The organism is Paenibacillus sp. y28, assembly GCF_037137075.1.
In the GTDB taxonomy this organism is placed as follows: domain Bacteria; phylum Bacillota; class Bacilli; order Paenibacillales; family NBRC-103111; genus JBBBNV01.
This window is the reverse complement of record NZ_JBBBNV010000007.1, coordinates 151265-173402: the sequence shown is the minus strand read 5'-3', so window position 1 is coordinate 173402 and position 22138 is coordinate 151265. Positions and strand designations below refer to the sequence as shown.

Below are 22138 nucleotides of genomic sequence, written 5' to 3'. Positions count from 1 at the left end.
AGCGAGTATGAATACCGACTACGTGGATGAGCTGCTGCAGAGCTATGTAGCGGCCCGATCAGACGGGGAGTAAGCCCTGAAAACCCGGGGACGAATGAAGCAAAAGCAAATCGGAACGTACGAGCCGTTACCGCTATGGGATGGCTGGTTTGGCGAGGAGCAAAAAATGGAAAGGAGAAATCGCGTCATTCACTGGAGGGCCTGAGTACCGGGAATTCAAGTATCCATCTATTTTTTTAAAAAGAAAAAAACGATTTCGAGGAAATATATGGGTTCGTGATTTCGCCGTGTATACGGCTATGGTTTCCCTTGACACTGAAAATAGCCTTTTGATACTATTGCAATAATATACGTAAGGATGTTAGTTTCAACTAACCTAAGGAGGTACCTTTTTGTGTGGGAAAGTAAATTTCAAAAAGAAGGATTAACGTTCGATGATGTTCTGTTAGTCCCAAGAAAATCGAGTGTATTCGGACCGCGGGAAGTAGATATCTCCATTAAATTAAATGAGAAGCTGAAATTAAACATACCGTTAATTAGCTCAGCCATGGACACGGTTACAGAGTCAGCCATGGCGATTGCTATGGCCCGTGAAGGCGGGATCGGGATTATTCATAAAAATATGTCTATCGCACAACAGGCCGAAGAGGTGGATCGGGTTAAGCGTTCCGAGAGCGGCGTTATTACAAATCCGTTTTCGTTGACACCTGAGCACCATGTATATGATGCTGAAGAGCTGATGGGCAAGTATCGGATTTCCGGTGTTCCGATTGTGGACGATAACAAAAAGCTGGTCGGTATTTTGACGAACCGGGATCTGCGTTTTGTTCATGACTACTCCATTAAAATTAAAGAGGTCATGACCAGAGAGGACTTGGTCACTGCGCCTGTCGGAACGACGCTTCAGCAGGCCGAGGTTACTTTGCAGCAGCACAAGATCGAAAAGCTTCCGCTGGTGGACGAATCCAACGAGCTGAAGGGCCTCATTACGATTAAAGATATTGAAAAAGCCATCCAGTTCCCGAACGCGGCTAAGGACCAGCATGGGCGTCTTGTTTGCGGCGCAGCTGTCGGCGCATCCAAGGATTTGCTGGAAAGAACGTCCGCTTTGGTGAAGGTAGGCGTGGACCTGATCGTTCTCGATTCCGCACACGGCCATCATATTAACATTGTGGAGGGCGTGCGCAAGGTTCGTGCAGAGTTTCCTGATCTTATCATTGTTGCAGGGAACGTTGCGACGGGTGAAGGCACGCGTGATTTGATTGAAGCAGGGGCTTCCATGGTGAAGGTAGGTATGGGTCCTGGCTCGATTTGTACGACACGGATTATTGCTGGTATTGGTGTACCGCAAATTACAGCTATTTATGACTGCGCTTCTGTAGCCAGAGAATATAACGTGCCGATTATTGCAGATGGCGGTGTAAAATATTCCGGAGACATTACAAAAGCTTTGGCGGCTGGGGCAGATGTGGTCATGATCGGTAGTTTGTTCGCTGGTACCGAGGAAAGTCCTGGCGAGTATGAGATTTTCCAAGGACGCCGGTTCAAAGTATATCGGGGTATGGGATCTATCGGTGCAATGAAAGAAGGCAGCAAGGACCGGTACTTCCAAGAAAACGAAAGCAAGCTTGTACCTGAGGGCATCGAAGGCCGCGTAGCTTACAAAGGGCCCTTGAAGGACACCATTCATCAGCTTATTGGCGGACTTGTTCAAGGTATGGGATATTGCGGGACGAAGACGCTTGATGAACTGAAAAATGATACCCAGTTTATCCGTATTACCGGCGCAGGTCTAAGGGAAAGCCATCCGCATGACGTTCAAATTACGAAGGAAGCGCCAAACTACTCTATGTAAGACCGTCACGTATGATGGGGAATGAAAGTAAATACTTAGCATTACTTATGAAGTTTTCTTATAGAATCCTCTTTTGGAAAGATGGTGTGCAGCACACTGTCTTACTGGAAGGGGATTTTATTTTTTTCTTTTAAAGCTCCGCTTTAATACCGGGGATGCGACAGAAAAGTCATGATGGTTTTGAGGGAGCTTCAAGTCCGAAGCACGTGTGGATTCAACATGCTGCTTTTTACGAAGGAGAGACGAGCGATGTACAGCAGTACAAGGGAAGTGGAGCTTTGCAAGGGGATATGTCGGCCTGTGCAGCGACTTTTTTCACACTAGCCGCCTGTGTTACAATAAGACAAGATTGACGGGAGAAGGAGCTGGGAGAAGAAGTGAAACGCCGGATGGTTGCAAGTAAATTAATGTCTATGTCGTTATGTTTTGTACTACTGGTTAGCGTTTTTTCATTTTTGGGTGGAGCCAAGCCGGTGCAAGCCGCAGAGCCTGTTAAGCTGGAGTTAAATGTGCGTTCCGCTATATTAATGGAAGAGAAAACGGGACAAATTATATATGAGAATAATGCGGATGCAGTGTATCCGCCTGCCAGTATGTCCAAGATGATGACAGAGTACCTGGTAATGGAGGCTGTCAAAAATGGCAAGATTTCTTGGGAAGATACAGTAACCGTAGATAAAGAGGCCAGTGAAGTCATTGGGTCCCGTGTATTTTTGGCGGAGAATGAGAAGCACACGGTGAAGGAGCTTTTTATGGCTATGGCGATTGGGTCTGCCAATGACGCTTCGATTGCGCTGGCTAAGTTTCTGGAACCGTCGCAAGAGGATTTTGCTGAAAAAATGAATGAAAAGGCCCGTGAGCTGGGCTTGTCGAGTGAAGCGCATTTTATTAACGCTACCGGGCTGAGCCGGGCGGATATGGGGAAATATGCGCCAAAAGGCATTGAGGGAGAAACCGTGTTATCTGCGCGTGATGTAGCTACGCTGGCCCTGCGTGTGCTTCAGGATCATCCGGAGATGCTGGAGGTTTCAAAGATTCCCTCCTTCAAGTTCCGTGAACGCGATAAGGACCCGGTGGTTAATATTAACTGGATGCTGGAAGGGAACAAGAGTATTACCAATTTCAAACGGTATGCTTATGACGGTCTGGATGGTCTAAAAACAGGTCATACGAATGAAGCTGGCTATTGCTTTGCGGGAACTGCTGAGCGGAACGGATTGCGTTTTGTAAGTGTCGTGATGGGGACTTCTTCCGAGGGCAAACGTTTTGATGAAACTCGCAAGCTGCTGGATTACGGCTTTAATAACTATGAGGTCAAAACGCTGGTTGCTGCAGGCGCCTCAGTAAGCACGATGCCGGAAGTACCTATCCTGAAAGGTGTTCATACTTCAGTTCCGGTTGTAACAGAGAAAGCTCTTGATTTCGTCGTCAAAAAAGGAACAACGGCCGAGGTTACCTTTGAACCGGCAGCCGGTGATGAAAGCGCCCGGACCGCGCCGCTTGCTAAAGGAGCAGTAGTCGGCAAAGCGAAGGTGTCTTATAACGGAATGACCCAGGAAGTAAATCTGATCGCGGCCGAGGATGCCGAAAAAGGAAGCTGGCTGAGACTGATGTTCCGGGGAATTAAAGACTTCTTCGTTGGCTTGATGGGTTCTTAAAGTTAATCACAGTTGACTGTTGTTTATTTATAGGTGTTCATGTAAAATATTTGTTTAGGAGTATTGCCGGGACGCCAACCACGGAACGGAACTATACAATATCGGGAGGTTTGACATGGAAACAGGAACATCGCGTGTAAAAAGAGGTATGGCAGAAATGCAAAAGGGCGGCGTCATTATGGACGTCATGAATGCGGAGCAAGCGAAAATTGCCGAAGCTGCAGGTGCATCCGCAGTAATGGCTCTTGAGCGTGTGCCTTCAGATATTCGGGCTGCCGGCGGTGTCGCTCGTATGGCTGACCCGACCATCGTTGAGGAAGTCATGAAGGTTGTTTCGATTCCGGTTATGGCTAAAGCCCGTATCGGTCATTACGTTGAAGCAAAGGTGCTTGAAGCCCTGGGCGTAGACTACATCGACGAAAGCGAAGTGCTTACACCGGCCGATGAAGTGTTTCATTTGAACAAAAAGGAATTTACGGTTCCGTTTGTTTGCGGGGCAAAAGATATTGGCGAGGCGCTGCGCCGTATTGGCGAAGGTGCTTCCATGATGAGAACGAAAGGCGAGCCGGGAACAGGAAATATCGTAGAAGCGGTACGCCATATGCGTTTGATTCAATCGCAAATCCGCAAAATCCAGGGGATGTCGGTGGAAGAGCTGATGACTGAAGCGAAAAACCTTGGAGCTCCATATGATCTGGTGCTGCAAGTACATGAAACGGGCAAGCTGCCTGTTGTCAACTTCGCGGCGGGTGGGGTTGCAACACCTGCGGATGCTGCGCTTATGATGCATCTTGGCGCAGACGGCGTATTCGTTGGTTCCGGTATTTTCAAATCGGAATCTCCTGAGAAATTTGCTAAAGCGATTGTACAAGCTACTACTCACTATACGGATTTCGCACTGATTGCAGAGCTGTCCAAAAACCTGGGCGCACCGATGAAGGGCATCGAGATTTCCAAGCTGAATGCTTCTGAGCGGATGCAGGACCGCGGCTGGTAAGCCATAGCGGTTAGCAGGGAGAGAAAGGGACTGTCCACCATGAAGATAGGCGTATTGGCGCTGCAGGGCGCTGTAGCGGAGCATATCCGCATGATTGAGCTTGCGGGGGCTGAAGGTGTTGTCGTAAAACGCGTGGAGCAGCTGGCCGATTTGGATGGAATCATTATTCCGGGCGGAGAAAGCACCACGATCGGCAAATTGATGCGGGAATATGGCTTTGTTGATGCACTCCGCGCTTTCTCGGAGCAGAACAAACCGATGTTCGGCACATGTGCGGGACTGATCCTGCTCGCCAAGGAAATCAGCGGCCAGGCCGATGCGCACCTGCAGGTGATGGATATTACGGTCGCGCGTAATGCCTTCGGACGTCAACGGGAAAGCTTTGAGACGGACTTAACCGTCAAAGGAATCGATGAGGATATTCGCGCAGTATTTATTCGTGCTCCTCTAATTGAAAAGGTCGGAGATACGGTCGAAATATTGTCCTCGTATAAGGATCAAATTGTAGCCGCCCGGCAGGGACATCTGCTCGCTGCTTCGTTTCATCCGGAGCTGACGGACGATTATCGGCTTCACTCCTATTTTATCGATATGGTGAGAGCATCGCGGGCTTAAAATATTCCCCTTGGGGAGGCGCTGTTTTTGTTTGACGCAAAACTACTCAGAACTGAATTTGAACGCGTTCAGCAGGCTATGCAGAACCGCGGCAAGACGCTGGAGGAGCTCGGCAAATTTACCGGGCTGGACGCTAAGCGCCGGGAGCTGCTGCAGGAAACCGAAACGCTGAAAAACCGGCGTAATGTGGTTTCTCAGGAAGTGGCGGCCTTGAAGCGTGCTAAAGCTGACGCTGAATCGCTTATTTTGGAAATGCGGGATGTTTCTGACCGGATTAAATTGCTCGACGACGAGATCCGTGATCTCGACGCAGAGTTAAATCAACTGCTGCTTTCCATTCCTAATGTTCCGCATGAGTCGGTGCCGATTGGGGCTTCAGAAGAGGACAATGTGGAAATGCGCCGGATTGGTGCTGTTCCTTCGTTTGATTTCGAGCCTAAGGCCCATTGGGAGATCGCCCAAAATTTGGGGATTCTTGATTTTGAGGCTGCAGGGAAGGTAACGGGATCGCGCTTTGTGTTCTATAAGGGACTGGGCGCCCGTCTGGAGCGGGCGCTGATGAGCTTCATGATGGACCTGCACAGCGATGAGCATGGCTATGAAGAAATGCTCCCTCCGTATATCGTCAACCGGGACAGCCTGACGGGCACCGGACAGCTTCCGAAATTTGAGGAAGATGTGTTTAAGGTGGAGGGCTCGGAGTATTTTCTGATTCCGACCGCTGAGGTTCCGGTAACGAATTACTACCGCGAGGAAATTTTGACGGCTGAAGATTTGCCGAAAAATTTCGTAGCCTTTAGCGCGTGCTTCCGTTCAGAAGCAGGCTCAGCCGGACGGGATACCCGCGGCTTGATTCGCCAGCACCAATTTAACAAGGTTGAGCTGGTCAAGCTGGTGAAGCCCGAGGATTCCTATGAAGAGCTGGAGAAGCTGACGCAGAATGCGGAGCGAGTCCTTCAGCTGCTTAACCTGCCGTATCGGGTATTGACGTTGTGTACGGGGGATATCGGCTTTTCGTCGGCCAAGACGTTTGATTTGGAGGTATGGCTGCCAAACAGCGGAATGTACCGCGAAATTTCGTCTTGCAGCAACTTCGAGGACTTCCAGGCACGCCGTGCGAATATTCGTTTCCGCCGGGAGCCTAAGGCAAAGCCAGAGTTCGTCCATACGCTCAATGGCTCGGGCCTTGCTATTGGTCGTACGGTTGCTGCTATTTTGGAGAATTATCAGCAGGCCGATGGCAGTGTAGTAGTGCCGGAGGTGCTTCAGCCGTATATGAACAATGTCAAAGTGATTGCTAAAAAATAATATTTGTATCTAGGCTTGTAAATATGGTACAATGCTTTTTGTCGCCGCATATTGCGGCAACTCGGAGAGGTGGTCGAGTGGTTTAAGGCAGCGGTCTTGAAAACCGCCGTGTTCGTGAGGGCACCGTGGGTTCGAATCCCACCCTCTCCGCCATAATGAATTTTACATCATTAGGATATTACTAAACGCACTGACTGTTGAATAAACGGTCCGGTGCGTTTTTTGCTGTTCATGACTGTTGGACTATGCCATGACGAGTTCATATCGGGAGGTAATGCTCAATGAGTGAAAATGCCTTGAAATCGAGCCATAACCAATATCCTTATAGGTTAATTAAGGAGTAAGATCTGGTCATTCTTGGCTTGCATATTCGGGGGCGTTCCGCCTCAAATTAACAGTGGAGGTGGATATGAATTATGCCCAAAACGGAAGAGCTGACGCTAGAGCAAAGCCGATTGGTGTATTTATGGAAAGAAGGGCTGCCGAACACATTAAGCGACAGTGATAAGGCAGAGGTTCTGGCTGATGGACGTGACCCCAAAGCTTTGCGAATCCATATTCGCACGGCTGGTCATGAGATGTATTCGTTCGACTTCAAGGTCACCTATATTGATTCTCGTGAAATTAAGGTGGATTTGATCGATGCAGAGCGGGATAACCGGACGGTGGACGAGAGTACGGACATCATTCAAACGCTTGTAGAGGATTACATTCGTCATATTCATGAATGCGCGCAGCAGCTAAAAAGCTATACGCAGTAATGCTGCTCTCGAAAAGGAGAATGAAGCGATGAGCCGAGCGAAATCAGGAGATAAAAATTTGGAGAATACGGTGGTTGAGCTGAATCGGCCTTCCATTAACAGCCATCAGCGTCAACAGCAGCAGCAGCAAACAAACGATCGGCGTCATCAGGATGATCTTAATCATGACGAATAGGGAGGCGTAACGAGATGACTAAACCGGTAGGCTATAATACGGGTTCAACCAATGAACAAGCTCCGCCCCGCAAGGAGCACCAGCAGCAACCTTTGTCAGGTTCTAAAAAAACAAAGCAGCGTAATCACCGCAGTGACAGTGTGGGAGAAGGTCATGGTCATACCTGATTAATCCGTCTGCTATTCGATATTAAAAACCTGCGTTTTTGTCGAAATTGTGACAACGCGGGTTTTTTTCTTTGATAAAATACAATTGTCATGCAGGGTTGACCGAAGTTTAATTCGTCTATACATATGAGAAGGGGGGGAGAGACATTCAGGATGAACAGTGGATTCAACAAGTTCTGGCCGGAAACGATGATGCATTCCGCAGCTTAGTAGAGACACATCGTGAATATTTGTACCAGGCGATATACGGGGTGCTGCATCACCCAAAAAACAGCGAGGATGTGCTGCAGGAGGTATGGGTGCGTATCTATGTTTCTCTCCCCCAGTTTCAGGGGGATGGGTTCAAAACATGGATTACCCGTATAGCGGTTAACCGGGCCATTGATTATCGCCGTAAATTGCAGCGTTCCCGAGAAGAGCTGCTAGAGCAGATGGATGAGCAGCGAATGAGTGTGGCGGCGGAATCGGAGATGGGTGAAGCAAGCTCCGCAGAACGATGTTACTTCTCCAGTGAACGTAAATTACGCATACAGCAGAAGCTGTTTGATTTGCCGCAAGTCTACCGTCAGGTGGTCATCGCGTATTATTTGGAGGAGAAGTCGTATAAAGAGATTGCCGCTGAACTAGGAGTGGCGGTCAAGACCGTCGAGTCTAATCTGTACCGGGCCAAGCAATGGATACGCCAGCATTGGAAGGAGGAGGAGTTCTTATGAGTCAGAGACATCCATCCGTATTGGTATGGCAGCAATATGTGGAGAATCTGCTTCCTAATGAAGAACGCGAGCCATTGGAGGAGCACTTGTATTCCTGCGATATGTGCTTGTCACTATACATGCAGGTAGTGGAAAATCAGGAGCATCGGCAGCCTTCAAAGCAAATGCCGCAATTAACGGAACAAATCATGGGACAAATCGCACTCCATCAGTATAAGGGAGTAGAACTTCTCCATAAAAAACGTTTTTATCAACGGACAATTTTCCATTATGCGGTCGCCTCCATTGTTACTCTGGTCTTGATGTGGAGCGGAATCTTCGAACAGATGGGCGGAATTGGTTCAAAGCTTACTCAGCAGGCTAATGCGGCCGATAAACACCAATGGGAAAATAACAGGATGCGGACCGAAAGTTCAGTGGCAGAGCAATTAATGAATAAAGCGGTTGGCTTGATTGATAGGCTCGAATCGGGTACAGAGGAAAGGAGGAAGAAATAATGAATCATCAAGGAAATAAAAATCCGATTGCGGCACTGCTGCTCGGTGTGATTCCAGGAGCGGCTTGGCTGTATTTGCAAAAATATGTCCGCGCGGTGCTCTATGCGATGGTGTTTTTCGGCTTAATCGGATTGTTTGTATTATGGTATATCTTCCGGGGAGGAAGGGATGACGAGGTACTCGGAGTTATCTTTTTTACCGGCGTATTTGTCTGGGTCATTAACGGTATCGATCTCATCGTTGCGCTGCTGACCGGAAATTACGCAAGAAACAATGCAGGCTATATGCCTCAAGAAATCACCGAGCAGGGTGGCAATACGTCGTCTTATGCCGCCGGAGCCGGGCAAAGGCCAGGAGCCATTGCTCCACGTGGAACAACTGTTTTACTGTTATCCTTAGTGCCGGGGTTAGGTCATTTCCATATGGGACTCGTGCAGCGCGGTTTAGCTTTCTTGGTTAGCTTCTTCGGAATGTTCACGGTTATTATTTTTGTGACTATGCTGACCAACTATGATACGTTTCTTGTATTTCTTGGGGTGCTGCCGATTATTTGGATTTACAATATAGCCGATGCCGTGAAGCAGGATCAGCGGATTGCCCGTGGGGAAAAACCGGAGGATCGGACGATCTTCGAGGAATGGGATGCAGGACGCCAAGTAGGGAAAAAAAGCAAGCTTGTGGCAACCCTGCTGTCCTTGTTTCCCGGTGCCGGACATATGTATTTGGGCCTTCAACGGCGGGGCATTCAGCTTATGGCTGCCTTCCTGTTCTCCATCTATATCATGGATACGCTGCGGCTGACGTTATTTCTGTTTATTATTCCGATTTTGTGGTTTTACGGTTTTTTTGATACGCTGCAAAAGGCTTCCCGGATGGAGCGGGAAGAAGTACAGGATGAACCGTTCATTGGCTGGCTGGTGAATCATCAGCGCTGGGTAGGTTTTGCTCTGCTTGCGCTAGGGGCTTATTACTTGCTGAATGATGTATTTATGGAGGCACTGCAGCAAATCCTGCCGGAGCTGAGAGTACGGTTTTGGTTTGACCGTTATTTCCAAACATTTGTTGTATCTGTCCTGCTCATCGGCGGAGGGCTGAAGCTGCTTCTCGGTAACCGCAGGAAAGGGGATGGACGCTAATGAAGCAATGGCGTGTAGGAACGTTATCTATGGGCAGCTCGCTGCTGCTTCTCGGTATTATTCTTTTCATCTCGCAATGGCAGGGTGTTCGGGCTTTTGACCAATTGCTGGTTTGGTGGCCTTTGGTGCTGGTGCTGCTTGGGCTGGAAATTGTCACTTACATGCTGCTTGCACGAGGAGAAAAGCCGCTCATTCACTATGATGTATTCAGTATGTTTATTGTGGCGATACTGCTGGTTTGCTGCCTCGTCTTCACTGCACTGGCATCGACAGGGGTTGTAACTGCGATTCGCCACAATGTTATGGCCAGCTATACGACCGGACTTTTGCCTGAATTTCGTCAAGCTGCCGCTCCAGAGCTAAAAAAAGTCATTGTTGATGTGGAGGATGCCTACGTGTATGTGGACAAAGCATCCACATTGGATGTTGAGCTATTCGGCAGCACAAGGCAGCGGACAGAATCCGCGCTGAATCTGAATTTGAACGACAAGGATTCCTTCTACTCCTCTAAGCTGACCGGGGATACGCTGTATATTACTGTTCCCTCGATTACAGCCAAGGGCCTTATTCGATGGACCGGGGATTTCGAGAAAAAACTCACGGTTGTCGTACCGGAAACAGTGAAGGTTGAAGTGCGCGGCAGCAACCGGCTCATACGTGTGAATACAAACCAGGACCGCAGCTTATAAAAATGATTTAAACCGCATGTATGATAATCGGTAAAACAGGCATACTATTTATTGTCGGTGAGTAGAGAGGTGTGGTTGCGTTGAACTATTCAGCGAAACAACTTCATGAGCTTGGATTTCATTAGCTACTCCCTATAAGAAGCGAGGCGATGTGCCAAAGAGCCGCGAAAGCATTTCCCTAACACATCTTATTGTTGCAAAACAATGCCGAGATTTCTGCTGCGATAGCGAAAGAAGGAAAAACTCAAAGCACTTCACCGACCGAAAAGACCCGAAAGGGTCTTTTTGCTTTTACGGCTAGCCCGAGCGCTGGTTAGGCAATTTATCAACTATAGCTTTGCGGGGAACTAACGTTATGAAGACAGGGGTGGACGCTGAATTCAATCAATCAATGAAATTCAAGGGCAAGCCCCCGCTATTAATCCGGATCACAATATAATGGTATAAAATAAAGCAGTAAGGGAAGAACGAGGCAGGCTTCAGCAGGGTATTGTTCAAGCTTTTATCACAACTATGTGATTTTAATCACATACTTTTAGGGAAAAGAGTGGTATTCTATAGATGTAAAGAACAAGAACAAAAGAAACAACAAACAGAAAGGAATGGTGGCGAAGATGAAGAGACGATCTAGAAGCTGCCGCACAGTCTCATACAAAACTAAGTGATTTAATTCACAATATCTTTTGACAATAAAGGAGTGTATCCGTCATGGTAAAATGGATGAGAGAAAATCGTTACGCAGCGATGCTGCTGCTGCTCGTGAGATTGTACGTAGGCTGGCAATGGTTCACCGCGGGTTGGCATAAGCTTACAGGCGGATTCGATGCAGCGGGCTTCCTGAACAACGCCGTTACGAAGCCTATAGCGGATAAAGCAACTGGGGCATTAACGTATCCGACCTTCACCGCATTCGTAGAACACTTCGCATTACCGAATGTCAAGCTGATTAACATCATCATCCCGCTTGGAGAATTCCTGGTTGGGCTCGGATTACTGGTTGGCGCATTAACCGCCACCGCCGCTTTCTTCGGATTACTGATGAACTTCATGTTCATGTTTGCAGGCACTGTAAGCACGAACCCATGGCTGGTGCTCCTCGGCGGTATCGTCTTCATCGCAGGAACCAATGCCGGCAAATATGGTGTTGACTATTACCTGATGCCATATGTACGCAAGCTGCTCCACAAATTCGGACGTCATCATGACGACCCGACAGCAAAACCGACCAATACTCCAAAGCCATTACACGCTTAACCTTATAAAATGAAGCAGGCCCGCCGAAGTCGGCGGGCCTGTTTTTTTCTCCCCCCGTTTTGTGGGGATTCGTCCAGATTGATTACCGGAACGCGTCAACCAGCCCAATCATGGCCAGCAGCCCAAGAATAAAGGCGAAGGTGGCTGAACGCTCATAGCCGTGCCCGTGGCTCTCCGGTATCAGTTCTTTGTATACGATAAACAGCATGGCGCCGGCTGCAAAGGATAAGCCGTATGGAACCAGGCCATGAATGGAGCCTGTCAGCTCATAGCCAATCAGCGCGGCGGCCAGTTCAATTACACCTGTTATAGCGGCAAAAGCAACCGCCTTCAGCGGAGCAATCCGCTGACAGATAAGAAAGAAGGCGACCAGGAAGCCCTCCGGCGCATTTTGAAGGCCGATGGCGAAGGCGACGACAACCCCAAGCTCGGGCTGCTGGCTGGCATAGCTAATTCCCACCGAAAGACCCTCAGGTATATTATGCAGTGTAATGGCTGACAAAAAGAGCAGTGCAGAGGCATCGAGCGTACCCGCGTGCGGCGAGTGAGATAAATCCACATGCGGCAGCAGCTTTTCCAGCAGCGTCAAGAAACAGGTGCCGGCTATTATGCCGATGCACAGCACCATAAGATTAGACAGCTTCAATGCCGACGGAATAAGGCCATATGTGGATGCGGCCACCATAATGCCCGCGGTAAATGCCAGAAGGAAATCTCTCCAGCGATGCGAAAGGTTACGCAGCAGCAGTACCGGGAGCGCGCCAAGTCCTGTGCTTATCGACGACAAAATACTTCCCCATAAAACCGAATCCGTCCCCAAAGTCTCCGCTCCCTTACAGTTCGTCCTATGAAGACGTATATGTCCGGGGGGCAGGGATTAGACCTATCTTCGGTTTACGGTTAGCCCCATCAGTCCGGATTGACGGTATATACTGCAGACAATGCCGAGCGCAGCGAACTGAACCAGTGTAAAGGTTCCTCCATAGCTAATGAAGGGAATGGACATGCCCGATACGGGCAGCAGGCCTGCCGACATGAGGATAGCCCACAGGAACGGGACAGCCAGCAGCACGGCCAGAGTGACCACGACCAGCTTGCCGAAGGAATCCGGTATAGCCTGCGCCATTTGCCACAGCCGTTGAAATAAAAATAACATGCCGACGATTAACAGCAGACCGGCCGCCCAGCCGATGCTGTAAACCATGTAAGAAAAGGACATTTCCGTATGAATACCCGGCAGTGTCGGAAGCGGGATGCCGAAGCCACGGCCCCACCATCCTGCTGAACGCAGCGCCTCCATAGATTGTACAGTCCAATAGCCGCTTCCTTGCGGATCGTCAAACCGGTAAAAAAAGGCCGTCAGCCGATCCAGATTGTACGGTCCGGTCCAGATGAGCACAGGCAGCAGGAGAACCATGCAGCCTACAGTTGCAGCCGCGAAGCTTAACCATTCCTTCGTTGAGGCTTTGGCAAACCACAGGACAATCATTAGCGTTACTCCATATATGACCAAAGAGGAGAGGTTATTAGCCTTAATGAACAGCAGCGCCGGAATGAAGATAAAGAGAAGCAGCCGGTAATGCAGCTTAACCTTCCGAAAGCCCGGTGTTGTCAAAAGCCCGGCAATGCCGAGCAGAAGGGTGTAGGGAGCAAGTGTAGAGATATCGATACGAATGACAGGCAGCATAAAATAAGGCTTTCCGTTCACCTGGCTGCCGGATAGCAGGAGCAGCAGCATCATCAAAACGGTTCCTCCGTAAAGCTGCCAGCCCCATTTTTTGAGCTTCTGAAAATCAATGAACGCAAATCCAATGAATAAAGCCAGCGCTCCGGCAGTATGTAAACATTTCTTGAGGAACAAATCCTGCTGAAGCCGGGGCTCCAGCGCCAACTGCATACCGTACATCATAATCAGGCCAAAGGTAAGCAATACAAACAACAGCCCCAGCATAGCCCAGTCCCAGCGCGGCTTATAGAGCTTATGGAATTGCTTGCCGATTTGCTCGGGGTCTCCCATCTGCTTTATTGCTTCCCGCATAGCGTCGGTTTCACTCATACCCTGCACCCGATGGGCCTCAGCCAAATCCTGAAGGTGGTCCTCCAGCTCCAGACGGATAGAAGAATGAGCTTCTCGGGGGCCGATTTGCCGGCATACGACATCCATATATTCATTAAGTATATGGCGGGCGGATTGCGGTTCTGGACGGCTCATGCTCTTCCCTCCCCTAGCACTTGATCCACGGCGGATCGGAACAGGCTCCATTCCTGTTTTTTCTCTTGAAGAAGCTCCTTCCCGCTGCTTGTCAGGCGGTAGTACTTACGCTTACGCCCGTCATGCTCCTGCCAATAGGCCTCTACCACTCCGTTCTGCTCCAAGGTGTGAAGGAGCGGGTACAGTGTGCCCTCTTTCAGAGCAAATGCTCCGCTGCTGCGCTGCTCGATGGCCTTGGCCAATTCATAGCCGTACATGTCCTGCTGCTGCAGCTGTGACAGGATGAGTGTCACCGTACTGCCTTTCAGCAGTTCTTTGCTAATTTTCAACCTATATACCTCCATTCACAATGCATTGTATATCTATGCATTAGTGTAGCTTGTTTTACAAGCAAGTGCAAGGCGGTCGGTAACAACCTTTGTCTGAAAAATAAAGCGGCCGCCCGATCAAGCCCGGCGGCCGCAAACGTGCTGCAGCTAATATTGTGAATTACGGCCGTATGGCGGAGGACGTTTCCTTGGATTGCCTGCGGAGCGGAACAAAAGATGCTTTGCGTAGGACGATTATTCCTGCGGCAAGTGAGACCGAGAAGAAGCCGGCGGCGATTATCGGGAGTAAGGACCACTCAAGAACGGGCTGCCCCATATATGTCTGGAGCCCGATTGCGATTAAACCCAGTAAATAGGTCCAACCGGACAGGTGGATGATTTTTCTGCGGGAGCCGAAGGACAATGAGCTTCGTTCTGTGAGCCAAGCAATACATGGCACGGCCTGCAAGGCGTGGAAGCCAAGGCCATGGAGCCAAATCAGATTGCCGCTCGCTCCGACGATTCGGCTATTATTGAAAGAGATCCAAACGCCCGCTGCAAAGGAGAGAAGGATGGCCAACATGGCGTAGCGGATGCCTAAGACCATTTCCGGGCGTGCACGGTAAGCTTTTCTGCGGAAGAACGGAACGGCAAAGTAGAGGTAATACAGAATAAGAAGCAATGCGACGAAGATAAACAAGCTTCCTACCGTAACATCAAAGGAGCTGCCACCTTTGATGAACCTGGGATTGACGCCGCGAAGATTTTGTACGGTTTCCGCAAAATAAGAGTACAAGGCGAGGATGATGTAACTCCATCGGAAGAAGGCCCTGCTTTTGCCCCCTAACCTCGTCAATGGAGCGATTGCGGCGGTCGATAACATAAAAACCCCCAGTGCCGCATTAAACGAAAATGCGTTCCAGGCATTTCCCTTCGGCGCGACAGGCCCGCCATACAGAAGGGCCCAAACCGCACATACTCCCGCAAGCAGGAATCCGAGCAGTGCGGTTACGACAAGCCATTTTTCCCCTTCAAACAATCTGATATCCTGATTTGCCTGACCGGCTATGTGTCCTGTTCTTTTCTGTCTCATATGAGCCTCCCTCAGTTCCGCTTATGTTATAGCGACGTTCTTCATTGTACGTGAAGGAAGACTGTTCAGAAATATGCCATAGTCCAGATATTTCCTGGACCAAGGTCGAGTCTGTTTTTGGAGGGAGAGTCTGGCGAGACGTTTGTCCGTAAAAATAAAAAAACCTTGCTGGGCAAGGGTTGGTGTGTAGAAGTCTGATATGGATATAGTGCGCGCCCGATACGATTCGAACGTACGACCTGCAGTTTAGGAAACTGTCGCTCTATCCTGCTGAGCTACGGGCGCACAGTAGCGTTACTTATTATATCAAAGATGAGGTCTGAATAAAAGGGATGGTTTGGAATTGTGCAACCCGCCGAGGTCAGTTGAAAAATAAAAAAATTGCGGAGGAATTTCCCGCCCGCAATTGTTATTTGTATGAATGGTCGAGACGACAGGATTTGAACCTGCGACCTCTTGGTCCCGAACCAAGCGCTCTACCAAGCTGAGCCACGTCTCGATTTATTTGACCTGCATCACAAGCCTGCAATACCTGTCTAGTGATGTGTCCAAATGAACATAACCTTAAACAAGAAATACTATATCACGGTTCATCAGCGGGCGCAAGATGTACATTGCAGCTGAAAATCCAATCCGTAAACGGGCTGGCATATTCGTTAATCCGAAGCTGTGAGGGCGTTTAACTACCGAAGGATGAAATGAGTTGGACACCTTCCTGTAACATGATATCGCGTGCTGAAGCTGCGTGCGGCGTACTCTTTTGCTGTGAGCTGGTGCTTTATGGAGGGCTCATAATTGACGGTCTTAAATCGAATAATACAAGCAAAAGGAGGGGTCATCATGTCCCGGCTTGTTATCAATAAGAATAGCGGCGTATTGAACGCAATTAATCAACAAGTAGCCAATTGGACCGTGCTGTTTACAAAGCTGCACAACTACCATTGGTTCGTGCAGGGCTCGAATTTTTTGTCGCTGCATGCAAAGTTTGAGGAGTTCTACAATGAAGGCGCCCAGCACTTGGATGATCTGGCCGAGCGGCTGCTTGCGATTGGAGGCAGGCCCGTTGCGACCCTGAAGGACTGTCTGCAGCTTGCATCCGTCAAGGAAGCGGACGGGCATGAAACAGCCGAGCAAATGCTGAGTGTGCTGATTCAGGATTTCTCGCAAATGAGCAAGGAGCTGCAGCAGGGCATTGAGGCAGCGGAGACCGCGGCTGATGCGGCCTCGGGCGATATGCTGCTGGGCATTAAAGAAAGCCTGGAGAAGCATGCCTGGATGCTGAAGGCAATACTGGGTAAAGCTTGAGAAGCGGCGTAAAAATCTTACCAATGGGCCCCTCATAGGAGGAGGCCCTTTTACGCTTTCTTGCGGCGCAGAGAACGGAAAAACTCTGTAAGCAGCGCTCCGCATTCCGGCTGCAGAATACCGCCCGTGACCTCTACGCGGTGGTTGAAGCGTTCCTCCTGAAGCAGGTTCATCAGCGTCCCGGCACAGCCGGCCTTGGGATCGGGTGCGCCGTAATAAACGCGCGGCAGCCGGGATTGAACCATAGCGCCCGCGCACATGGGGCAGGGCTCCAGCGTAACATACAGGGTGCAGTCAAGCAGGCGCCATGCATTCAAGTGACGGCTAGCCTCCCGCATGGCAATCATTTCGGCATGTGCGGTTCCATCAAAGGTGGTTTCTCTCAGATTATGGCCGCGGCCAATAATCATTCCGTCCTTCACAATGACGGCTCCGATAGGCACCTCACCGATCGCCTCCGCTTTTTTCGCTTCCGCTATGGCTTCTTTCATCCACAATTCGTGTTCTTGCATGAGCCAACTTCCTTCCACGATGTGTATAAAGCAACACAAATCCACATGTTAATCCATGGCTTGTGAACAGGCTGTGAATAAATCTGTGGATAACTTAGTTATCCAGAGGTGAATAACGAGCTTCACAGGTCTCATTGTAGGTGAATTCTATCCCCAAAATCAACAGACCCTGTGGAAAAGTGAGGATATTACCGTATTTCCGGGGGTTTGTTGATTATTCATTCATCGTCCTTTATACTGATTCCAACAGAACAGTATGAGGGATTTAGTCTTCCATTGCACACTTGTCGCCACGTAAGCAGGCAACCCGCAGATCCAAGCTTCCTACTTGCACCATTCGTACAGTGAAGGGATGAATGACGAACGCCCGGCTGCCGAGCCGGCCTGCAGCAAGCAGGCTATCCCGGCTTCGGGGTAGTTTTTTGGGTCCACTTGGCAGAGACGAAAAAAGGGGGACTGGAGATGAACCAATTTCATGACAATGACCAGCAGCTATCCTATAGTATTTTACTCGACTGCCGTGCGGTTGTGGAACGAAACGACTATGTCTCGACCGGAATACTCAGTTATGCAGAAGGAGATTTGCTGGAGGTTGAGCTGACCGATTACCAGCGCTTTCAATTGGGTGACGTAGTCAAAATCACTATTTATACCCCCGCAGGCCGGATGGTATTCCGGACCAGCATCATTGCCATTGATGACGGGAGTATTCTGATTCTTCATCCGCCGGATAATCAAAAGAAATTCAACGAGAAACGGGAGCACCCTCGTGTCATGGCTTCCGGAAACGGAAGGCTAGTCGGATTTGGACAAGTTTCAAGAAGCTCGCTGCAGGCGGAGCAGGAAGCTCATGTTCAGGTCGCTGTGCAAAATGTTAGCCTGAACGGAGTAGGCTTCGTTCATGATGAGACGGTGGAGCTGGGCCGATATGAGCTGCATATGGAGCTGGGCGGCGGCGAGATTACGTGCAAGGTTGATATTGTACGCAGGGAGCCGGGGGAAGAAGGCGTATATTACGGGGCGCGTATTGTCGATATCCCGGCAACGAAGGCCAATTCGCTTCGTGCTTATATTTTGAGACGACAGCTGGAGTCCCATACCACATCCAAGAAGAACCGGAAGCAGGAAGGAACAAAACGGATTTTTAAAACATAGGCTTGTCTTGCCGGACAAGTCTTTTTTTGTTTATAGAGGTAGAGCAGCAGCTGCGGCACAAAAGCAAGCGGTCGGCTTCTATAGTAGAAGGGGGCATAAGTCCGGTTCTGAAGCCAATTCCGGCGGCTAGTTCAGGCAACCTGCTGGAAGGAATGCGCCTCTCCACTTTTTGCAGGAAATACGCTATAATAGAAAGGTTATGGAAGATGTAGCTTTTGTAGAAACTAATCCTTAAGGAGTGTCGTATAAATGGCTTTAAAAGCGGGGGTTGTCGGGCTGCCGAACGTAGGCAAATCGACGTTGTTTAACGCAATTACGCAAGCGGGGGCGGAATCGGCTAACTATCCGTTCTGCACCATTGATCCGAACGTAGGGGTAGTTGAAGTGCCGGATGAGCGCTTGAACCGCCTGGTCGAAATCGTAACGCCAAAAAGCATTGTTCCGACGGCGTTTGAGTTCGTTGATATTGCCGGCCTTGTCAAGGGTGCAAGCAAGGGCGAGGGTCTGGGCAACAAGTTTCTGGCCCATATTCGTGAAGTGGATGCGATTGTGCACGTAGTGCGCTGCTTCCAGGATGAGAACATTACACACGTGGCCGGGAAAGTGGATCCGATTAGCGATATCGAAACGATTAACCTGGAGCTGATCCTGGCGGATATCGAATCGGTGGAGAAACGGATTGACCGTTCCCGCAAAAATATGAAGGGCGGCGACAAAAAGTACGCCCAGGAAGTTGAAGTGCTGGAGCGCGTCAAGGAGGCGCTGTACGCGGATAAGCCGGCCCGCAGTCTGGAGCTGAGCGACGAGGATAAACTGGTTGTACGCGATTTGCATCTGCTGACGATGAAGCCGGTGCTGTACGCTGCCAATGTGAGCGAGACTGAAGCAGCCAATGCCGATGAAAATCCGTTTGTGCAAAAAGTGCGTGAATTCGCTGCGATAGAGGGCGCCGAGGTGGTGCCGATCAGCGCAAAAGTGGAATCCGAAATCGCCGAGCTGGAAGGGGAAGACAAGGAGCTGTTCCTGGAGGAGCTGGGCTTGCAGGAATCGGGTCTGAACCGTCTGATTAAAGCGGCCTATAAGCTGCTGGGCTTGTATACGTATTTTACGGCTGGAGAGAAGGAAGTCCGTGCCTGGACGATTCGTAAGGGCATGAAGGCGCCGCAAGCGGCCGGAGTGATTCATTCCGACTTCGAACGCGGTTTTATTCGCGCTGAGGTTGTATCGTATGAGGATTTATCGGCTGCGGGCGGCCTGAATGTTGCGCGCGAGCGCGGGCAGCTGCGGCTTGAGGGCAAGGAGTACATTGTGCAGGATGGCGATGTGATGCATTTCCGGTTTAACGTTTAGCCGGAGAACCTGCATACGGGTATAGCCTGATGACCATACGTAATTTGAACAAAAGAGGTGAACGGACATGTTAGACCGTCTTCAAGCATTGGCCGACCGCTACGAGAAGCTCAGTGAGCTGCTCTGCGATCCCGATGTGACGAGTGATACGAAGAAGCTGCGGGAATATTCCAAGGAGCAGTCCGATTTGCAGGAGGCGTATGAAGCCTACTGTGAATATAAGCAGGTGACCGAGCAGCTGGATGCCGCTAAAGCGATGCAGGCCGAGAAGCTTGACGATGAAATGAAAGAGCTGGTCAAGCTGGAAATCGAGGAGCTGTCGGAGCGGCATGGGCAGTTGGAGGAGCAGATGATGATTCTGCTGCTGCCGAAGGACCCGAATGATGACAAGAACGTGATTGTTGAGATTCGCGGCGCGGCGGGCGGTGACGAAGCGGCTCTGTTCGCGTCCGATTTGTACCGGATGTACACGCGGTTCGCGGATATGCAGGGCTGGAAAACGGAGGTGCTGGAGGCCAGTGTCAGCGATCTGGGCGGCTTCAAGGAAATTATATTTATGATTTCCGGCAAAGGCGCGTTCAGCAAGCTGAAGTTCGAGAGCGGCGCACACCGCGTACAGCGTATTCCGACCACAGAATCCGGCGGCCGGATTCATACGTCGACCTCCACGGTCGCAGTGATGCCGGAAGTCGAGGACATCGACATTGAGATTCATGATAATGATATTCGGGTCGATACATTCTGCTCCAGCGGTGCAGGCGGGCAGTCGGTCAATACGACCAAATCCGCTGTACGGGTAACTCATATCCCGACGGGGATTGTGGCAACGTGCCAGGACGGCAAGTCGCAAAACTCGAATAAGGAAAAAGCGCTCCAGGTGCTGCGGGCCCGGATTTACGACAAGTTCCTGCAGGAAGAGCAGGAGAAGTATGCGGGAGAACGCAAAAGCAAAGTCGGTACGGGTGACCGCAGTGAGCGTATCCGGACGTATAATTTTCCGCAGAGCCGTGTGACGGATCACCGTATCGGTCTTACGCTGCATAAGCTGGATTCCATCCTGAACGGGGATTTGGAAGAAATCATCGGAGCGCTGTCGCTGCAGGCTCAGACCGAGCTGATGGAAAACGCGGAATAAGGCGGTGGCAGGACATGAGCGGTGAGCTGAATCGTTCTATACATCCGGTCCCTGACCATTCCCAGGCGGAACAGAGGCCGGAGCTGGCCATCACACCGGGCGGCATCCCGGCTGTCGAGGCCGGGGATACGCGTATGCAGGGCGCTCCGGAGCTGCGGCACGAGAATATCTCCGGCTTTGCGATGAGCGGAGATGTAACTATACGGGAAGCCTGGGTGCAGGCTTCTTCTTTTTTAGAGCGCTGCGGAATTGGGGAGGCGCCCTGGAGCGCGGAGCTGCTGCTTCAGCATCTTCTGGACTGGGACCGGACGACGCTGTACCTTCAGTGGCATGAACGGTTCCCTGCGGGCCTTGCGGAGTCGTGGGAGCGGCTGTTGAACCGCAGGGCATCCGGCGAGCCGGTACAATATTTAATCGGCCGGCAGGAGTTCTACGGTCTTTCGTTTGAAGTAACCCCGGCGGTGCTGATTCCCCGTCCGGAGACAGAGCTGCTCGTCGAACGCATTCTGTTTCACGGTCAGCGTATGTGGCCGGAGGCAGGCCAGCAGGCAGGAGCAGCTACGCAGCAGAAGCCCCTTGCCAATGCTGCTGCAGAGGAGGGGATATTCGGGGATACCGGGGATCTGGAAGAGGATACCACGTCCGGGAGAGTACGCTCGGCAGGAATCCTCCCCGGCGGGCCCGCTGTGGCCGACGTGGGTACGGGAAGCGGGGCGATCCCCGTGACCTTGGCTGTGCATCGCCCGGACTGGATTGTGCGCAGCTCGGATATTTCCGCCGATGCGCTCGCGGTGGCGAGGCGGAATGCCGCTTTGAACGGCGTAGCGGAGCGGGTTGAATTGCTGCAGGGGGATTTGCTGGAGCCTTACATTCGTGACGGCTTGCCTGTCGATATTCTTGTCTCCAACCCTCCGTATATTCCTTCTGCCGACATTGAGGAGCTGCAAACGGAGGTGCGCGATTTTGAACCACGCTCCGCTCTCGATGGCGGCGCTGATGGACTGGACCTGTATCGCCGGATGCTGGGCCAAATCTCCGGTCTTATCGCGGTTCCCCGGCTTGTCGGCTTTGAGGTCGGGCAGGGGCAGGCACAGGCTGTTGCGGCGCTGTTGCGAAAGCTAGGCTATTGGGACGAAATCGAGGTCATCCCGGACCTGGCGGGCATCGAGCGGCATGTTCTGGCGATACGAGAGAAATAAATATTTTAATAGATTGCTAGGTTTAACCCCTTCCAGTTGTGCCC

Annotated in this window: 23 protein-coding genes and 3 tRNA genes; 19 read left to right on the top strand and 7 right to left on the bottom strand. The window is 50.6% G+C overall.

What is annotated here, in order from left to right:
* The first annotated feature begins 394 nt into the window (after positions 1–394).
* The 14 genes from guaB (at position 395) to WBG83_RS08535 (ending at position 11825) form a co-directional block, all read left to right on the top strand.
* Complete coding sequence (gene guaB, locus WBG83_RS08600) at positions 395–1855, top strand: IMP dehydrogenase (RefSeq protein ID WP_336744462.1); 1461 nt, start codon at positions 395–397, stop codon at positions 1853–1855.
* Positions 1856–2328: 473 nt separating this feature from the next.
* Positions 2329–3513, top strand: a complete 1185-nt coding sequence (locus tag WBG83_RS08595) for a D-alanyl-D-alanine carboxypeptidase family protein (protein ID WP_336744460.1) — start codon at positions 2329–2331, stop codon at positions 3511–3513.
* 115 nt (positions 3514–3628) lie between these two features.
* The gene (pdxS, locus tag WBG83_RS08590) at positions 3629–4510 is read left to right on the top strand and encodes a pyridoxal 5'-phosphate synthase lyase subunit PdxS (protein ID WP_336744458.1); all 882 of its coding nucleotides are present in this window, start codon (positions 3629–3631) and stop codon (positions 4508–4510) included.
* Between the two features lie 39 nt (positions 4511–4549).
* Entirely contained in the window at positions 4550–5125 is a 576-nt protein-coding gene (gene pdxT / locus WBG83_RS08585; RefSeq protein ID WP_336744456.1) for a pyridoxal 5'-phosphate synthase glutaminase subunit PdxT, read from the top strand.
* 27 nt (positions 5126–5152) lie between these two features.
* Positions 5153–6433, top strand: a complete 1281-nt coding sequence (gene serS / locus WBG83_RS08580) for a serine--tRNA ligase (RefSeq protein ID WP_336744454.1) — start codon at positions 5153–5155, stop codon at positions 6431–6433.
* A gap of 63 nt (positions 6434–6496) precedes the next feature.
* Positions 6497–6586 (top strand) — tRNA-Ser (locus tag WBG83_RS08575).
* Positions 6587–6849: 263 nt separating this feature from the next.
* Positions 6850–7194, top strand: coding sequence for a hypothetical protein (locus tag WBG83_RS08570; protein WP_336744452.1), 345 nt, complete (start codon positions 6850–6852; stop codon positions 7192–7194).
* Positions 7195–7222: 28 nt separating this feature from the next.
* A complete protein-coding gene (locus WBG83_RS08565) occupies positions 7223–7369 on the top strand; it encodes a hypothetical protein (RefSeq protein ID WP_336744450.1) in 147 nt (48 codons plus the stop codon).
* A gap of 14 nt (positions 7370–7383) precedes the next feature.
* Positions 7384–7536, top strand: coding sequence for a small acid-soluble spore protein P (locus WBG83_RS08560; RefSeq protein WP_336744448.1), 153 nt, complete (start codon positions 7384–7386; stop codon positions 7534–7536).
* Positions 7537–7682: 146 nt separating this feature from the next.
* Entirely contained in the window at positions 7683–8249 is a 567-nt protein-coding gene (locus WBG83_RS08555) for an RNA polymerase sigma factor (RefSeq protein WP_336744482.1), read from the top strand.
* Positions 8246–8746, top strand: coding sequence for a hypothetical protein (locus tag WBG83_RS08550; RefSeq protein WP_336744446.1), 501 nt, complete (start codon positions 8246–8248; stop codon positions 8744–8746). The genes WBG83_RS08555 and WBG83_RS08550 overlap by 4 nt, the downstream gene beginning before the upstream one ends.
* Complete coding sequence (locus WBG83_RS08545; protein ID WP_336744444.1) at positions 8746–9882, top strand: hypothetical protein; 1137 nt, start codon at positions 8746–8748, stop codon at positions 9880–9882. Before WBG83_RS08550 ends, WBG83_RS08545 begins: the two co-directional genes overlap by 1 nt.
* Entirely contained in the window at positions 9882–10571 is a 690-nt protein-coding gene (locus WBG83_RS08540; protein ID WP_336744442.1) for a hypothetical protein, read from the top strand. The genes WBG83_RS08545 and WBG83_RS08540 overlap by 1 nt, the downstream gene beginning before the upstream one ends.
* Positions 10572–11279: 708 nt before the next feature.
* Entirely contained in the window at positions 11280–11825 is a 546-nt protein-coding gene (locus tag WBG83_RS08535) for a DoxX family protein (RefSeq protein ID WP_336744440.1), read from the top strand.
* Positions 11826–11907: 82 nt separating this feature from the next.
* Here WBG83_RS08535 and WBG83_RS08530 read toward each other — a convergent pair whose 3' ends face one another.
* The 6 genes from WBG83_RS08530 to WBG83_RS08505 form a co-directional block, all read right to left on the bottom strand.
* Positions 11908–12645 carry a ZIP family metal transporter gene (locus tag WBG83_RS08530; RefSeq protein ID WP_336744438.1) on the bottom strand — a complete coding sequence of 246 codons (738 nt, stop codon included), beginning with the start codon at positions 12643–12645 and terminating at the stop codon, positions 11908–11910.
* A gap of 63 nt (positions 12646–12708) precedes the next feature.
* Complete coding sequence (locus tag WBG83_RS08525; RefSeq protein ID WP_336744436.1) at positions 12709–14037, bottom strand: FtsW/RodA/SpoVE family cell cycle protein; 1329 nt, start codon at positions 14035–14037, stop codon at positions 12709–12711.
* Entirely contained in the window at positions 14034–14366 is a 333-nt protein-coding gene (locus WBG83_RS08520) for a PadR family transcriptional regulator (RefSeq protein ID WP_336744434.1), read from the bottom strand. Before WBG83_RS08520 ends, WBG83_RS08525 begins: the two co-directional genes overlap by 4 nt.
* Before the next feature lie 160 nt (positions 14367–14526).
* Positions 14527–15438, bottom strand: a complete 912-nt coding sequence (locus WBG83_RS08515) for a hypothetical protein (protein ID WP_442955809.1) — start codon at positions 15436–15438, stop codon at positions 14527–14529.
* 211 nt (positions 15439–15649) lie between these two features.
* Positions 15650–15723 (bottom strand) — tRNA-Arg (locus WBG83_RS08510).
* Between the two features lie 137 nt (positions 15724–15860).
* Positions 15861–15937 (bottom strand) — tRNA-Pro (locus WBG83_RS08505).
* Positions 15938–16278: 341 nt separating this feature from the next.
* Here WBG83_RS08505 and WBG83_RS08500 point away from each other — a divergent pair.
* Complete coding sequence (locus WBG83_RS08500; RefSeq protein WP_336744430.1) at positions 16279–16743, top strand: Dps family protein; 465 nt, start codon at positions 16279–16281, stop codon at positions 16741–16743.
* A gap of 50 nt (positions 16744–16793) precedes the next feature.
* Here WBG83_RS08500 and tadA read toward each other — a convergent pair whose 3' ends face one another.
* Complete coding sequence (tadA, locus tag WBG83_RS08495) at positions 16794–17255, bottom strand: tRNA adenosine(34) deaminase TadA (RefSeq protein WP_336744428.1); 462 nt, start codon at positions 17253–17255, stop codon at positions 16794–16796.
* 462 nt (positions 17256–17717) lie between these two features.
* On the opposite strand from tadA, the gene WBG83_RS08490 reads away from it, so the two are divergent.
* The 4 genes from WBG83_RS08490 (at position 17718) to WBG83_RS08475 (ending at position 22094) form a co-directional block, all read left to right on the top strand.
* Positions 17718–18410 (top strand): PilZ domain-containing protein, encoded by a 693-nt coding sequence (locus WBG83_RS08490; protein ID WP_336744426.1) that lies wholly within the window; start codon positions 17718–17720, stop codon positions 18408–18410.
* Positions 18411–18659: 249 nt separating this feature from the next.
* Positions 18660–19760 carry a redox-regulated ATPase YchF gene (ychF, locus tag WBG83_RS08485; protein WP_336744424.1) on the top strand — a complete coding sequence of 367 codons (1101 nt, stop codon included), beginning with the start codon at positions 18660–18662 and terminating at the stop codon, positions 19758–19760.
* A gap of 67 nt (positions 19761–19827) precedes the next feature.
* Positions 19828–20895: a peptide chain release factor 1 gene (gene prfA / locus WBG83_RS08480; protein WP_336744423.1), complete on the top strand. Its 1068-nt coding sequence runs from the start codon at positions 19828–19830 to the stop codon at positions 20893–20895.
* Between the two features lie 14 nt (positions 20896–20909).
* Positions 20910–22094: a N5-glutamine methyltransferase family protein gene (locus WBG83_RS08475; RefSeq protein ID WP_336744422.1), complete on the top strand. Its 1185-nt coding sequence runs from the start codon at positions 20910–20912 to the stop codon at positions 22092–22094.
* Positions 22095–22138 lie beyond the last annotated feature (44 nt).